The organism is Flavobacterium sp. C3NV (assembly GCF_046825355.2).
Taxonomy (GTDB): domain Bacteria; phylum Bacteroidota; class Bacteroidia; order Flavobacteriales; family Flavobacteriaceae; genus Flavobacterium.
Genome location: NZ_JBKQBJ020000011.1, coordinates 25341 through 40778, shown reverse-complemented (window position 1 = coordinate 40778; position 15438 = coordinate 25341). Strand labels below are relative to the sequence as shown.

The window sequence follows — 15438 nt, the reverse complement described above, 5'->3', positions numbered from 1 at the left end:
GTACTATAAACCTGACCTTCTAAAAAAGTCTTGATATTCCGGATTACCAGGATCTAATTGTTTTAGTTTTATAGCAGCTTCTAAAGCTTTGCCTTTATTCTCCATTTTTAAATAAACAAAAGCGATCGCATAATACAACTCCGGTGCCGAAGGACTTATCGTGATTCCTTTTTTTAGAATATTTTCTGCTTCTTTAGAGTTTCCTCTTTGATTCAGCATTAGGCCATAATTATAATAGACTCTGGGATTATTTGATTTTAGTTCGACTGCTTTTGCAAATTGTTTTTCGGCCTCAGGTTTATTATTCATTTCATTATATAAAAGTCCCAAATTATAATAAATCCTTTCATTTTTGGGATCATTCTTTTTGGCTTTCTCTAAAACTTCTAATGACTTATCGTTTTTGCCCTGTAGATTATATATCGCTGACAAATTGAGTAAGGCATAATTCGCCTGATTGTCTTTTTTAAGTCCGTTCCAATAAAATTTTTCGGCATTATAATAATCCTTTAGTTTCAGATAATAATCGGCCATCATTAGATTTCCCACTGCAAAATCGGTTTGATATTCCAGTAGGCTTTTAAGTTCTTTTTGCGCAGACGAAAAAGACTCACTATATTCATTTGGGATTTGGCCTTTTGGTATTGTGATATATAAATCTGCCGCTGCGATACGAACTGCCCTAACTTTATCTGATAATAATGGTCCAACAACTTCAATCCAATTTGAAGGTGGAAAATTTCCCAAACTTCGCAAAACGCGATATCTCACTTGAGAATCTTTACTTTGAATAGCTCCCAACAACGTATTGAGACTACTCTGAGTCTGAATGTTTCCTAAATAAAATGCAGCAGTTGCTTTTATAATATCAGGTACTGCTGTGTCATTTATTAATTTTGTAAGGTGTGCTTCGCTATTTTCGTCTAATTTACTTCCGGGAATTAAATCATCAGCAAAATGATATTCTCTTTTAGGTCCATACCATTTTACTATGGCATCGGCCAAAACTTTGTTCGATTTATTCGCATGGCAATTACTGCAGGCATTGGGTGTTTTGTATGTTTCTGAAAGATCAGGCCTTGGAACCCTGAAACTATGATCATGTCGCAAATCATTGCCCATGTACAATTTTCCAGGCATATGACAACTTATACATTCAGTACTTTTTCCAGAAGTGTGAAAAGTATGGGTTGGAGCATCATATTTTTTAGGAGAATGACAGGCAACACAGGTTTGATTACCAATACGTTTTAATTTAGTACTATGCGGATTATGACAATCGCTGCACTTTACGCCATTATGAAACATTTTACTCTGCAAAAATGAGGTATAGATATAATCCTCTTCTTTAACTTGTCCATCGGCATAAAAAAATTCAGTACTTGGAATTTGAGGAATATAATTATCCATAATATCCTTACTTTCAATATGCAAAGCACTAATTTCAGATGATCTCGCATGACAAGGAGCACAGGTGACTATCTGCTCTAATTGTCCAGATTTCTTTCCTAACTGTAAAAAACTGCCAATTACTTTACTCTTCGAATTATAATCACTACTATTAATATAATCAACATGTTGTTTGCCAACACCATGACAGCTCTCACAACTTACATTAATTATACTGTAGCTCGTTTTATAAGTATCGCTTTTGTGATCATAATTTTTGTGAAGATTAGTAGAATGACATGAAGCACACATTGTGTTCCAGTTTTGAGCGTTTTTTGTCCAATGCAACCAATCGTGAGCTGGTATTTTTTGACCTGCATACTGGTTGAACCATTTTTTTTTATCAACATCCCAACTTAATCTTGGTACTTGCAATCTGCCACCGGAAAATTGAACTAAATATTGTTGCAATGGTTTGTATCCAAAAATATATTTTACCTCAAAATCATGATTTTCCCCATCTTCCCCTTCCGTATTTATAAAAAACTTTTGTCCTTTTTTAAAAAACCTGCTCGTAACACCATCAGCAATAAAAGTTACATTATTAAAATCTCCAAAAACTGTTGAATCATTTGGAAGAAGCATCGACATAAAATGGTCTGACTTTTTCCAATCATGATGTTCAGCTTTATGACATTTTTTACAAGATTCATCTCCTACATATCCCACGTTTTTTAAAAATACCGGTTCGTATTTAATATCTGCTGAAGTAGATCGATCTGCAAAAAACAACCTAAAAACAGCAAAAGAAATGAGTAATAGTAGTATTAAAAATATAGCAATTGAAGATTTCCTGAACATAAAATACATTTTTTCAAAAATAAGATAATTTCATTAAAATGTAGTAAAAAACCTTCAAAAATAAAAATCAAAAGTCAATATTTGATAAATATCTCATTTTCAAAATGAAATTAAATTTTCTTTACACATTTCAAAAAAAGTAATTTATATAACGTTCACTATTTTTAATAATCACATTCATAGATTCCTTACCCATAATCCCTAAATTCTGTTTATATTTGTGCCTTTCGAAAAACAACATAACAATGACTACTTTAAACGAATTGAATGCTATATCACCAATTGACGGACGATATAGAAGTAAAACCCTTTCATTAGCTCCATTTTTCTCTGAAGAAGCTCTAATAAAATACCGCGTATTAGTTGAAATTGAATACTTTATTGCCTTGTGCGAAGTTCCTTTGCCACAACTTGCAGGTGTAAACCCAAATTTATTTGACAGCTTACGCGACATTTATAAAAATTTCTCTACAGAAGATGCTCTTTGGATAAAAGAAACTGAAAAAGTAACCAACCACGATGTAAAAGCGGTAGAATACTTTATCAAAGATGCTTTTGAAAAATTAGGCTTATCTCAATACAAAGAGTTCATTCACTTTGGTCTAACTTCTCAGGATATTAATAATACTGCTATTCCGCTTTCTACAAAAGATGCGTTTGAGCAAGTTTATATGCCATCATTAATTTCTTTAATTTCTAAATTGAAAGAATTAAGCGTAGAATGGAAGGATATTCCGATGTTGGCACGCACGCACGGACAACCGGCTTCTCCTACTCGTTTGGGTAAAGAGATTTTGGTATTTGTAGAACGTCTTGAAGAGCAAATGCGTTTGTTATTTAATATTCCGTTTGCTGCTAAATTTGGTGGAGCAACCGGAAACTACAATGCACATCATGTTGCTTATCCACAAATCGACTGGAAAAAATTTGGTAATAAATTTGTTGAAACAGATCTTGGTTTACACCATTCTTTTCCAACTACTCAAATAGAACATTACGATCATTTTGCTGCGTTTTTTGATGCTCTAAAAAGAATCAATACAATCGTGATCGATTTAGATCGTGATATCTGGACGTATGTTTCGATGGATTATTTTAAACAAAAAATCAAAGAGGGAGAAATTGGATCTTCGGCAATGCCACATAAAGTAAACCCTATTGATTTTGAAAATTCAGAAGGAAACTTAGGAATTGCAAATGCTATTTTTGAACATTTGGCAGCTAAATTACCGGTATCAAGATTACAACGTGATTTGACTGACAGTACTGTTTTACGTAATATTGGTGTGCCAATTGGACATACTATTATTGCTTTTGAAGCTTCTCTAAAAGGTTTAAACAAATTGCTTTTGAACGAAGGTAAATTTGCTGAAGATTTAGAGAGAAACTGGGCTGTAGTGGCTGAGGCTATTCAGACTATTTTACGTCGTGAGGCTTATCCAAACCCTTATGAAGCGTTGAAAGGTTTGACCAGAACGAATGAAGCTATTGATAAAAAAGCGATTCATAATTTTATTGCAACTCTGGAAGTTTCTGATGCTGTCAGAGCCGAATTAATGGCAATAACTCCTAGTAATTACGTAGGAATTTAAAGAAAACTTAAAATATTTTCTCAAAAAAAGCTATCTTTATCGAGATAGCTTTTTTTATTTAAAACCGGGAAATAGCCCAGACTGCAATGAAAAGCCTTTTGCGAAAAAAGCAATATTTTTTTGCAGGTACAGAGCGACCAACGGAAGCTCCTGGAACTGCTTAAAAAATAGGCATTTTGAGTAAAAGCTTGCAATGGAAAGCTGGATTAGCTCCTTAATATAAAATACCACTTTATGATTGCCTTAAGCGCCGCTGCAGAAACTACACACCATTTACAACCCCTTATTAGCGACTTGGGATTAATCCTGATGACCGCCGGAATTGCCGTTTTGATATTTAAAAAAATGAAACAGCCTCTGGTTTTAGGATATTTAATTGCCGGATTTTTAGCGGGAAACCATTTTGATTTTTTCCCTTCTATAACTGACATGAAAAGTGTAGAGGTTTGGGCTGAAATTGGGGTAATCTTTTTATTGTTTAGTCTGGGACTCGAATTTAGTTTTAAGAAGCTGATGAAAGTTGGGGGAACTTCCTCAATAACTGCCATTACCCAGATTTTATTTATGACGCTCATTGGTTATTGCGTTGGGCAATGGATGGGCTGGGGCAAGATGGATAGTATTTTTCTTGGTGCCACACTTTCGATTTCGTCAACAACCATTATTATTCGGGCATTTGATGAATTGGGTGTTAAAGGAAAAAAGTTTGCCGGGATTGTATTTGGCGCTTTAATTGTCGAGGATATTGTTGCTATTTTGATGTTGGTTTTATTATCGACAATTGCGGTTAGCGATCAGGTTTCGGGAGGCGAATTATTACAATCGGTTTTAAAATTAATATTCTTTTTGATCATATGGTTTTTGGGCGGAATTTTTATTATTCCAACCATTCTTAAAAAAGCAAAACATTTGTTGACAGACGAAATGCTGCTGATTATTTCATTGGCACTTTGTTTAATGATGGTGATGTTTGCTGCAAATGTGGGCTTCTCGCCTGCTCTTGGGGCTTTTATCATGGGTTCTATTATTGCAGAAACTACTCAGGCAGAAAAAATCGAACATTTGATTCAGCCGGTAAAAGATTTATTTGGTGCGGTTTTCTTTGTATCTGTCGGGATGTTAATCAATCCGGAAACCTTAGTGACGTATATGCTGCCGGTTGCGCTTATTACGCTGCTGACTATTTTTGGTAAAGCATTTAGTTCGTCTATCGGGGCTTTGTTATCAGGTCAGCCGCTTAAACAATCGGTGCAAACGGGTATGAGTTTGGCGCAAATTGGGGAATTCTCGTTTATTATTGCCACTCTTGGTATGACGCTTAAGGTAACGAGTGATTTTTTATACCCAATAATTGTGGCCGTGTCTGCCATTACCACTTTTACAACTCCGTTTTTAATTAAATATTCTGATCCTTTTTCAGGATATCTGGAACAGAAACTTCCTAAAAAGTGGATTAAAAATATCAACCGATATAGTGTCAATGCACAAGCGATAAAATCTGTTAGTACCTGGCAAATTGTGCTTCGTGCCTCGATCACGCAAATCATTTTACACACTATAATTATTACGGCTATTATACTATTGTCGGCAAAATTTGTAGCGCCTTTAGTAGCTGATACCCGTTTCGGAAATACTTTGGCCGCATTGATTACATTGGTGATAATTGCTCCGTTTTTATGGGCGCTTTCGTTGCGACGTGTAAAAGTTGCCGAAGTGGAAGAATTATGGGAAGAACGAAAATATCGCGGTGCACTTTTGATGCTAATTTTAATTCGAATGAGCCTTGGGTTATTTTTTGTTGGGTTTTTATTGAATATTTTCTTCTCGCCTTTGGTTGCTTTTGTTGCCCTGATCATTGCCATTGGAGCTTATCAACTGTTTCCTAAGAAATTAAACGAGCAATATCATAAAATCGAAACTCATTTTTTAAAGAATTTAAACGATCGCGAAAACAAAAAAATAGACCGAAGATATGCCAATTTAATGCCTTGGGATGGTCACATGTCTATTTTTGATATTGGTAAAGAATCTAATCTTGCGGGTAAAACCCTGGAAGAACTCCGCATTCGTGAAAATATGGGAATCAATATTGCTTTTATTCGTCGTGGCGAAATCACGATTCCTATTCCCACTAAAAATGAACGTTTGTTTCCGGGCGACGAGATTTGTGTTATTGGTACCGATGAACAAATTTCAGAATTCACCAAATATTTACAGAATGAGGTTGAAGCTGCTAACAACTCGCAGGAATCTGATATTGTGTTGCGCCAGTTAGAAATTTCTAATGACGATTTTATACAAAAAAGAATTGGTCAGTTTAGAGAAAAAACCGGCGGACTTGTTGTGGGAATTGAAAGAAATGGTAATCGAATTTTGAACCCTGAATCGCATTTGACTTTAGAAAAAAATGATATTATCTGGGTCGTTGGAGATAAAAAACGAATGAACGAACTGATGAAGAAAAGCGTTCACGTAGAGTTATAGCTAAAGGTTCTAAGGGGCTAAGATGCTAAGGTACTGAGTTTTTTCTCAACAATCTTAGAATCTTAGCCCCTTAGTCTCTTAGCAACTTAAAACCTTATTTATTAATATCTATTAAATAAGATGCTAAGTTCCTAAAATTTGACAAAGATTAAAACTTAGTATCTTAGTAACTTAGCATCTTAGAGACTTATTTATTCGGTTGCGGTGTTAGGCGCAAATAAGGTTTGATAGCCGTATGTCCTTTTGGGAATTTTGCCGGAATATCACTATCCGGAACAGCAGGCGTAATTACTACATCTTGTCCGTCTTTCCAGTTTGCCGGAGTGGCTACGCTATAATCTGCTGTAAGTTGCAAACTATCGATAACACGCAATAATTCATCAAAATTTCTTCCTGTTGAAGCTGGATAAGTCAAGGTTAACTTTATCTTTTTATCCGGGCCAATAACAAAAACAGAGCGTACTGTAAATTTCTCGCTTGCATTTGGATGCAGCATATCATATAAAGTCGCTATCTTTTTATCTTCGTCGGCAATAATCGGAAAATTAACGGTTGTATTTTGGGTTTCGTTAATGTCTTTAATCCACAATTTGTGAGACTCTAAACCATCAACGCTCAGCGCTATAACTTTTGTATTTCTCTTTTTAAATTCAGGAACATAATTGGCAACTGTCCCTAATTCAGTTGTACACACAGGGGTAAAATCTGCAGGATGCGAAAATAAAACACCCCATGAATCGCCTAACCATTCATGAAAATTAATTGGGCCTTCGGTTGTTTCTGCATGAAAATCTGGAGCAATATCTCCTAATCTTAATGTTGACATAATTATATTTTTTTAGTTCATCTAAAATTAGTCAAAAAAGAAATAAGGAAAACACGAATTTTTTAAAAAAAAGTTAAAATTCTATTTTTCCTATCTAGTTAATATTTATAACTAAATAAAACTTACCACAAAGTACCAAATAGCAAGGGTTACAAAGGAAATTGGAATTCCGAAACCAATCATCATACTGCTTAATTTTGGTTTTAAACCATAGGTCGAAGCTAAAATTGCACCTGTAATCATGGGTGCCATCGCCATTTCCATAATGGTTATTTTTATGGCTTCAGAATGTTGGTTAAAAACAAAAACATACAAGACGAAAATGACAGTAGGCGTTACAATAAGCCTAAAGAAAAGGCCAAGTCTAAGAAATCGCCAATGCTGACTTTTTCGATCAAAAGTAAGTTGCAATCCTACCGAAAGTAAAGCAAGAGGGGTTACTAAACTTCCTATTTTTAATAAAGCAGTCTGAAGATTTAAATCTAAATCATATTGAAATACATTCATTAAACAAGCCACCACAAAAGTAATAAAGGGCGGAAAAAAGATGATTTTTTTGAAAATACTAAAAGCATCCGGACTTCCTTTTGAATAAAAAGCAGCCACAAAAACACCTAAAGTTGAAACCACCACAAAAGTTCCCGGCTGATCGACAAGAATGGCAGTTTCTAAACCTTTTTTGCCAAATAAAGCTTCTATTATAGGATATCCCAAAAAAGAAGAATTACTTAATCCCGCTGTCAGAATCAAACAGCCAATGAGTTTATTAGACCAGCCTTTTCTTTTCCCTAAAAAATGAAAAAATACAAAAGCCAGTAGAAAACTAATCCATCCTGAGGCTATTGGAAATAACAATTCGTTGCTCCATTTTATTTTAGGAATATGATATAAGGTAATTGCCGGTAAACAGATATAAATTACAATTTTATTTAAAACCTTATAAATATGGGTTGGAAATTGCTTTATATGCTGCAAGACCAAACCCAGGGCTAGAAAGAAAAATATAAGGATAAAATTGTTCATGGCGCAAAAGTATCAAAAATAAGAATTTAAGGATCTAAAATGTTTTACCTACCATAATCCTTTTTCAATTTTCTCATTAATAATCGCACTCCGTTTACTGTAGATTCATTAAAAGAATTGGTAAAAATAATATAACCTATAAAGTTTCTTCTATCAATGGCTGCAATCGTATAATACGTTCCAGCGGTTCCGGAATGTGTCGAAAAATCTTTATTATCTTCATAACTGTTAAACCATCCTAAAGAATATCCTTCAATTCCTTTATGAATAAAATGATAAGTACTTGCTTTTAAATAATTATCGTGCCCCTGAAGCCCTTTAATATTAAGTTGAATAAATTTAATATAATCGGTAAGTTTGATATTAATATCACCTGCAGGTTCTGTGTAATCTAAATGATAATCTGTGTTTGAAGGAACTGGAATTAATTTATTGTTTTCGAATGAATGTCCCCAGGTATCTTTCGCAATTTGATTTTCTGGCCAGGATAGCTTCACATCTAGTTTTAAATCTTTATTAAATACCTGATCTATTAATTGCTCCCAACTTTTTCCGGTTACTTTTTCGAGCATCATAGTCGCTAAAGTATAACCTGCATTAGAATAGATATATTTATGTTCCGAATCAATTTTGGCCGGATCCAACGTTAATACAAATTTGCCAAACTGATTTCTCTTTTCCTGATGCGTTCCTTTAAAATCAGGAACTGCAGGGTCATTTTCTCCCTGAAAAGGCTGAATTCTGGCTTGATGAGATATTAGTTCTTCAAGCGTTATATTGTAATAGTTGGGTTTTGAGGTTTTCTTTAAATCCGGAAAAAGATCAAAGAATTTAGTACTCCACTTTAGCTTACCTTTTTCAACATATTTGGCAATTACAAAAGCTGTCATCGCCTTGGTATTTGAACCAATATGAAATCGATCATTTAAAGTCGCAGCGTCTTTTAAATCAACCGAATGTAACCCTAATGCATTTATTTCTAAAATTTTATCGCCAGAAACTACAGCATAGCTCAGTTCCGGAATAGCATTCGATACCCTAATTGAATCTGCATATTGCACATGATTTTGTGCAAACATGGCACTCGACAAAATATAGAAAAAGATAAATATAATTTTAATTTTCATATCAATAAATTGAAAGTGTTACTAATCAAATACAAATCTAATATTTATAAAAAAGCAGTGTGTTTAGAAATCATTTTATTTTAAGACACTGCCACTGTTTTATAGAAAAATTAATTTTTCGTTAAAATCTTTTTTTATTACCGTAAACCTAACTACATTTGTAACATATTTTATTACAGTATGATTTCAGGTAAATTTGCCATAACGATTCACATTCTTACTTTGCTCACAAAATTCCCAAATGATTATTTGTCATCTGAGTATATTGCAGGAAGCATTAATTTGAACCCTGTTTTGGTTCGAAAGGAAATTGCGAATCTAAAAGCCAATCATATTGTAGAAAGTAAAGAAGGAAAAAATGGCGGCACAAAACTGTCTGTTGATCCTTCGAAAATCACATTAAAAGAAATTTTTGAAATGACTTTCGAAACCATTGGTTTAGGTTATGCAAAAAATCAGCCTAATCCCGATTGTCCGGTTGGTAAAAAAATCAATCAAAATTTAAGTGCTTTATATGCTGATATGAATCAAAAAGTGAGTTTACAATTAGAAGGAATCTCTCTGGAAGATTTTTCGAATCAATTCTAAAAGTATTTTTTTACTCAAAACTGTAACATTTTTTATTACTAATAAAATTTATATATTATGAAAATCGCAATTATTGGAGCTACAGGATTTGTTGGCTCAGCCATTTTAAACGAATTAGCAAGCAGAAATCAAGACATTACTGCTATTGCAAGAACCCCAAAAGACACATCAAATGCAACATGGAAAAGTGCAGATATTTTTAACGTTGATGCACTGGCAGAAATTTTAAAAGGACACGATGCAGTTATCAACGCTTATAATCCGGGATGGACGAATCCTAATATTTACGATGATTTTATTGCGGGATCTAAAGCAATTCAGGAAGCAGTAAAAAAATCTGGTGTTAAACGTTTTATCACGATTGGTGGTGGCGGAAGTTTGTTTGTTGCCCCAGGTTTACAAGCAGTGGACACTCCTGATTTCCCTAAAGAATATTACGCCGGAGCAACAGCAGCAAGAGATTATTTGAATATCCTTAAAGAAGAAAAAGAATTGGATTGGGCATTTTTCAGCCCTGCTTTCGAAATGCATCAGGGAATTACAACCGGAAGAACCGGAAAATACCGTTTAGGTCTGGACAATCCTGTTTTTAATGACGAACAAAGAAGTATTCTTTCTGTAGAAGATTTAGCAGTTGTTATTGCAGATGAAGCTGAAAATGCAAAACATCATCAGGTTCGTTTTACAGCGGCTTATTAAACACAAATTTCACGAATTTTCACGAATTATATAGTAAACACCACACTATAAGTATGGTATATCATCCCGAGTAGCTCGATAAAGATTAGAGATTTTGATTGTGTACCGAAGCTTCGGGATTGGGGAGATCCTTCCTCCGTCAGGATGACAAAAATGCGATAAAAAATTAGTGTTAATTAGTGAAATTCGTGTTCTATTCACAAAACAGTTTCAAAGAAAATCCTTTTTTGAAACTGTTTTTGTTTTCTGTACTTTTACAGTACCAAAAACAATATTTTGTCAAGTTCCAAAAAACAATCCAGCAGCTTACAAGAAAAAGCCGGTATTTCACCTCCTGAAATCACGAATGTTGCTGCTATCCATAAAATTAAAAAGAACAGAAGACAACAACCCTCTTCTTCTGAATTGATTGATGGAATTTTAAACCAAAACATTACATCACTTAGCAGGGCCATCACTTTGGTCGAAAGCACCAATCCTGAACATGCTGCAAAAGCAAACGAAGTCATTAATGGTTGTTTACCTCATGCTAATAAATCGATCCGAATAGGAATCACGGGAGTTCCCGGTGTTGGAAAAAGTACTTTTATTGAAGCTTTTGGAAGTTATTTGACTCAATTAGGCAAAAAAGTAGCTGTTTTGGCAGTTGACCCCAGCAGTTCGCTTTCGCACGGAAGTATTTTGGGAGATAAAACTCGTATGGAAGAATTGGTAAAAGATGAAAATGCTTTTATAAGACCAAGTGCTTCGGGAGATACTTTGGGCGGTGTGGCGCGTAAAACACGCGAATCTATTATTTTATGCGAAGCGGCAGGTTTTGATACTATTATTATTGAAACAGTTGGCGTTGGACAAAGCGAAACCGCCGTACACAGTATGGTAGATTTCTTTTTACTCTTAAAAATTTCCGGCGCCGGCGATGAACTTCAGGGCATCAAACGCGGTATCATGGAAATGGCCGATGCCATCGTCATCAACAAAGCTGATGGTGATAACATAAAAAAAGCAAATCAGGCGAAACTGGAATTCAACCGGGCTTTGCATTTATTTCCTCCAAAAAAATCAAACTGGCAGCCAAAAGTTACCACTTGCAGCGCTATTACAAAAGATGGTATTTCAGAAATTTGGGATACGATTTCGAGTTATTTTGAACAAACAAATGAATCTGGCTTCTTTCCTGAAAAACGTAAAGAACAAAATCATTTTTGGATGATGGAAACCATTAACGAACAACTCAAACTGAACTTTTATAATCAGCCTGAAATCATTTCACAATTAGAACAAAACAAAAAAGCAGTGCAAAATGATGAAATATCACCTTTTGCAGCTGCTCAGAGTTTACTTAAATTATATTTTAAAGATACTAAGTGACTAAGGTTCTAAGTTGCTAAGATTTCTTCTTTAAAGTAAATAACTTAGAACCTTAGTAACTTAGCTACTTAGAACCTTTTCTTAACTTATATTTATTCTCTTTATATAAATTTCCTGCTGTAATTACATGCGCCAAAGCATCTTTTGCTAATTCTTCATTTAATTTCATCGGAACTAAAGTTGTATCATTTTTGATTTCGAATTGCAAAGGTTTCAAATTGGGCTGCATGATGACAACCTGATTTTCTACACGGAATGCATTGATATCATTAAACTGCATGATTGATCTTCCTTGCGTTTTTGGATCTAATTTATTTAGATTTCTTCCTACCATTGGTGTTTCAAACGAAAGTCCTAAATAACTTAATAACGTTGGCGGAATATCGATCTGACTTGCCAGTTTACTATACGAAGTTCCTTTTGGAACCCCAGGTCCTATAATCAAAGCCGGAATATGGAATTTATTAATTGGCACCAGGTTTTTTCCGTAAGTTCTGGTGTTATGATCTGCAATTACGATAAAAATAGTGTTTTTGAAATAAGGTTCTTTTTTCGCCATTTCGAAGAATTTCCCAATAGAGAAATCGGCGTATTTCATGGCATTGTTTACCGTTGCAGGTTTTGCATCATAAGGTTTAATTCTTCCCGCAGGATATTCAAAAGGTTCATGATTTGAAGTTGAGAACATTAAAGAAAAGAATGGTTTATCTCCTTTTGCTTTAAAGTAATTGTTGGCTTTGGTAACCAAATCTTCATCAGAATAGCCCCAGGTTCCTTTGAAAGCATATTTGTTTCCATCAGAATCAAAATCTTCCTGATCTACGATATCTTCAAAACCATTTCCGTTGAAAAACGAAGCCATATTATCAAAATTCGCCATTCCGCCATAAATAAAACTGGTGTCATAGCCTTTTTGTTTTAATGCTTCTGCCAAAGTAAAAAATCCTTGTTGCGAGTTTCCTAACTTCACTACACTTTCTGATGGCGAAGGTAAAAATCCGGTTACAACTGCTTCGATTCCGCGAACGCTTCTTGTTCCCGTGCAATATAAATTGGTAAACAATAAACCTTCTTTCGATAATTTATCAAATTCAGGTGTTAACGGTTTTCCTCCTAAAATTCCAACGTATTCAGCACCTAAACTTTCTTGTAAAAAGATTACCAAATTGTAAGGTTTATTTAAAACAGTATCCGGTTGTTGTACATGCAAAAACGGAATTTCGGCATCAGTAAAATCATTTGGTCCGGCAATCATGTATTTTTTTACACGTGCAATTGCTTCGGCTTCATCCATTTTACCATACATCTTGGTGTTTCCTTCATTTTTAATCGAATAAGCTGCAAAAGCTACCGTATAAAATGAATTTAATCCAAGAGTATTTGTCAATTGATCTGTTGAGAAAACAGCATTACTGGCATTTATAGGACGTTTTGAAGTAAGACTTGAACGTGCGCCAAAAAACAATAAAAATGCTACTAATGGAAAAAGCATTAGTTTGAATTTGTATTCTGTACTTGTAGTATGGAAATATTTTTTTCCTTTTTTGAATGCAAAATAGATCACAACTCCTAAAATTATAAAAGTCACAATAATAGAAGTCATATAACTTTTAAGAAGCATCCCGACAACTTCTTTAGGATAAATTAGATAATCTAAGAAAATCTTATTCGGCCTTGTATCATATTGTTTTACGAAATCAGGCGAAGCCAATTCTACAAAAAGAATCAGGAACAGGAATAAAAAGCTATAAATTACCAGAAAATTATTCGTGAATTTAAGCCATTTATTCGGCAGGAAAGTAATTAAAACAGCCGGTAGAAATGATAAATAACACAATAATATCAAATCCATTCGAAGACCGATTGGAAAGATGTACCAGAAATCCGGTGTTTGTACTACTCTTTCTTTAAATATAAAAAATAAAAAGATTCGGCTTAAAGTAGTAATTAGCAATCCGATTGCTATAAAATTAAAAATGGGTTTTAAAAAACTTAATTTTTTCATTTGATGATTGAAATTAATTTTTGGTGGAAACAGAGATGTAAATTTAAAAAGTATTTTTAATCACTTTATTTAATCTCGGCAAAAGCGCAGAGTCGCAAAGTTTTATTAAAATAACTAAGAACGATAGCGCTCTCTACTCTTCGTAACGTTGTATTTCCCTGTCGTAAAACTCATTCGCCAAAACAATTAAACCTTCCATTTCAGCATTTAATTCTGCTTCGTCAAGATCTTCTGCTTCTTCCATAAACTCAACCTCATCATCTTTTAAGTTGATGATGAATCTTGGATAATCAAGGTGAATGATAAAAATATCATCTGCGAAATCAGTATTATCTCCAAGTAAAAATTTAGGTAATTCCATATATTATTTATTTTTTGTTTTTATTATTTTCTTTTGCCACAGATTACACAGATTAAAATGATTTTTTAAAATAATCTTTGGCTTTTTTTTTATTGTTTTTAATCTTCCAAATTTAACTATTTGAAAGTGAATTTTGGATTAATTTTTTTGTGAGGTAATGAAAGCGAATGTAACGGAAAATTGCTGCAGAAGTGATCCTGCCAAAAGTTCGATCCAGACTCGTTTCACCTATAATTCACCGTATTATCTTCAACTACTATTTAATGTATACCCATCCTTAATATAATAGGATATGCTAATCTTAAATTACACGAAAACTCTTTAGTGTATTGCTTTAAATTCACTACTACTTGTTTTTTAGTCGGCAAAGATAATCAGAAGCTTTGGATTCTTTCATATTATTAAAAACATAAGCAAACATTAAGTGAATTTTGGTCAAACCTAATATTATATAACAATTTCGAAAAATTATATAACAAGTCAAAAAGGCCTCTATTTTACTTTTACACTATTAATAATTCAAAAATATTAGCCATGAAAAAATTACAAATGTTATGCTTATGTGCCTTCGCTTTTTTATACGCCAACAAAACTTTCGCTCAGGACAGTGAAATCCAGAATTATGATCAGGGTTTTAGATTAGGCTTTGGTGTAAATGGAGGAATACCAACTGATAATGATTACAGATGGTCACTTGGTGGAGATGTTCGTTTGCAATATGATTTGACAAAGAAAGCATCTTTGACTTTAACTACAGGTTTTACAAACTTGTTTATGAAAGATCAAAATGGAGTTGAAGTAAAAGATCTTGGATTTATCCCGGCAAAAGCTGGTTTTAAAGCCTTTGTATGGGAAGATCAATTTTATGTTATGGGAGAAGTTGGTGCTGGTTTTGCCGTTACAAACGATTATAACCAAACTACTTTTTTATGGGCGCCAGGAATTGGATACGCCAACAAATACATTGACATTAGTGTCCGTTATGAGGACTACGATAAATTTAATACCAATCAGGTGGCTTTACGTTTAGCCTATGGTTTTAAATTATAAAAGTTAAGGTTTATTTTATTTTTTTGTTTTTGGTATAAACCCGAGAGATCGCATAGTCTCTC

The 15438-nt window shown here is 33.8% G+C and carries 12 protein-coding genes; 6 read left to right on the top strand and 6 right to left on the bottom strand.

From position 1 onward, the window contains the following. Positions 1–3: 3 nt before the first annotated feature. On the bottom strand, positions 4–2250 hold the full coding sequence (locus ACIDC4_RS16080; protein ID WP_412044125.1) for a tetratricopeptide repeat protein: 2247 nt from the start codon (positions 2248–2250) through the stop codon (positions 4–6). A 245-nt stretch (positions 2251–2495) separates the two neighbouring features. Here ACIDC4_RS16080 and purB point away from each other — a divergent pair, with 245 nt between their 5' ends. Continuing rightward, complete coding sequence (purB, locus tag ACIDC4_RS16075; RefSeq protein WP_412044126.1) at positions 2496–3842, top strand: adenylosuccinate lyase; 1347 nt, start codon at positions 2496–2498, stop codon at positions 3840–3842. 234 nt (positions 3843–4076) lie between these two features. After that, complete coding sequence (locus ACIDC4_RS16070) at positions 4077–6326, top strand: cation:proton antiporter domain-containing protein (protein ID WP_412044127.1); 2250 nt, start codon at positions 4077–4079, stop codon at positions 6324–6326. Positions 6327–6513: 187 nt separating this feature from the next. Here the strand turns inward: ACIDC4_RS16070 and ACIDC4_RS16065 are convergent, their stop codons facing one another. The 3 genes from ACIDC4_RS16065 to ACIDC4_RS16055 all read right to left on the bottom strand — a co-directional run bounded on the left by ACIDC4_RS16065 (position 6514) and on the right by ACIDC4_RS16055 (position 9302). After that, positions 6514–7152, bottom strand: coding sequence for a peroxiredoxin (locus tag ACIDC4_RS16065; protein WP_230040770.1), 639 nt, complete (start codon positions 7150–7152; stop codon positions 6514–6516). 111 nt (positions 7153–7263) lie between these two features. Then, complete coding sequence (locus tag ACIDC4_RS16060; protein ID WP_412044128.1) at positions 7264–8175, bottom strand: AEC family transporter; 912 nt, start codon at positions 8173–8175, stop codon at positions 7264–7266. A gap of 44 nt (positions 8176–8219) precedes the next feature. After that, on the bottom strand, positions 8220–9302 hold the full coding sequence (locus tag ACIDC4_RS16055; protein WP_412044129.1) for a serine hydrolase domain-containing protein: 1083 nt from the start codon (positions 9300–9302) through the stop codon (positions 8220–8222). A gap of 180 nt (positions 9303–9482) precedes the next feature. Between ACIDC4_RS16055 and ACIDC4_RS16050 the strand changes: the two genes are divergently transcribed. The 3 genes from ACIDC4_RS16050 (at position 9483) to meaB (ending at position 11960) form a co-directional block, all read left to right on the top strand. Then, positions 9483–9890 carry an Rrf2 family transcriptional regulator gene (locus ACIDC4_RS16050; RefSeq protein ID WP_078005723.1) on the top strand — a complete coding sequence of 136 codons (408 nt, stop codon included), beginning with the start codon at positions 9483–9485 and terminating at the stop codon, positions 9888–9890. 57 nt (positions 9891–9947) lie between these two features. Continuing rightward, positions 9948–10589, top strand: a complete 642-nt coding sequence (locus tag ACIDC4_RS16045; protein WP_412044130.1) for an NAD(P)-dependent oxidoreductase — start codon at positions 9948–9950, stop codon at positions 10587–10589. Positions 10590–10865: 276 nt separating this feature from the next. Then, entirely contained in the window at positions 10866–11960 is a 1095-nt protein-coding gene (gene meaB / locus ACIDC4_RS16040) for a methylmalonyl Co-A mutase-associated GTPase MeaB (protein ID WP_412044131.1), read from the top strand. 64 nt (positions 11961–12024) lie between these two features. Here meaB and ACIDC4_RS16035 read toward each other — a convergent pair whose 3' ends face one another. Both ACIDC4_RS16035 and ACIDC4_RS16030 read right to left on the bottom strand, forming a co-directional pair. Continuing rightward, complete coding sequence (locus tag ACIDC4_RS16035; protein ID WP_412044132.1) at positions 12025–13965, bottom strand: LTA synthase family protein; 1941 nt, start codon at positions 13963–13965, stop codon at positions 12025–12027. A gap of 133 nt (positions 13966–14098) precedes the next feature. Further along, positions 14099–14326 (bottom strand): hypothetical protein, encoded by a 228-nt coding sequence (locus ACIDC4_RS16030; protein WP_230040778.1) that lies wholly within the window; start codon positions 14324–14326, stop codon positions 14099–14101. Between the two features lie 534 nt (positions 14327–14860). Between ACIDC4_RS16030 and ACIDC4_RS16025 the strand changes: the two genes are divergently transcribed. Further along, a complete protein-coding gene (locus ACIDC4_RS16025) occupies positions 14861–15376 on the top strand; it encodes a hypothetical protein (RefSeq protein WP_230040780.1) in 516 nt (171 codons plus the stop codon). Positions 15377–15438: the final 62 nt, after the last annotated feature.

Coding starts and splice junctions, on each gene's coding strand:
- ACIDC4_RS16080 (WP_412044125.1), bottom strand. CDS start 2,250: ATGTTCAGGAAATCTTCAATTGCTATATTTTTAATACTACTATTACTC.
- purB (WP_412044126.1), top strand. CDS start 2,496: ATGACTACTTTAAACGAATTGAATGCTATATCACCAATTGACGGACGA.
- ACIDC4_RS16070 (WP_412044127.1), top strand. CDS start 4,077: ATGATTGCCTTAAGCGCCGCTGCAGAAACTACACACCATTTACAACCC.
- ACIDC4_RS16065 (WP_230040770.1), bottom strand. CDS start 7,152: ATGTCAACATTAAGATTAGGAGATATTGCTCCAGATTTTCATGCAGAA.
- ACIDC4_RS16060 (WP_412044128.1), bottom strand. CDS start 8,175: ATGAACAATTTTATCCTTATATTTTTCTTTCTAGCCCTGGGTTTGGTC.
- ACIDC4_RS16055 (WP_412044129.1), bottom strand. CDS start 9,302: ATGAAAATTAAAATTATATTTATCTTTTTCTATATTTTGTCGAGTGCC.
- ACIDC4_RS16050 (WP_078005723.1), top strand. CDS start 9,483: ATGATTTCAGGTAAATTTGCCATAACGATTCACATTCTTACTTTGCTC.
- ACIDC4_RS16045 (WP_412044130.1), top strand. CDS start 9,948: ATGAAAATCGCAATTATTGGAGCTACAGGATTTGTTGGCTCAGCCATT.
- ACIDC4_RS16035 (WP_412044132.1), bottom strand. CDS start 13,965: ATGAAAAAATTAAGTTTTTTAAAACCCATTTTTAATTTTATAGCAATC.
- ACIDC4_RS16030 (WP_230040778.1), bottom strand. CDS start 14,326: ATGGAATTACCTAAATTTTTACTTGGAGATAATACTGATTTCGCAGAT.
- ACIDC4_RS16025 (WP_230040780.1), top strand. CDS start 14,861: ATGAAAAAATTACAAATGTTATGCTTATGTGCCTTCGCTTTTTTATAC.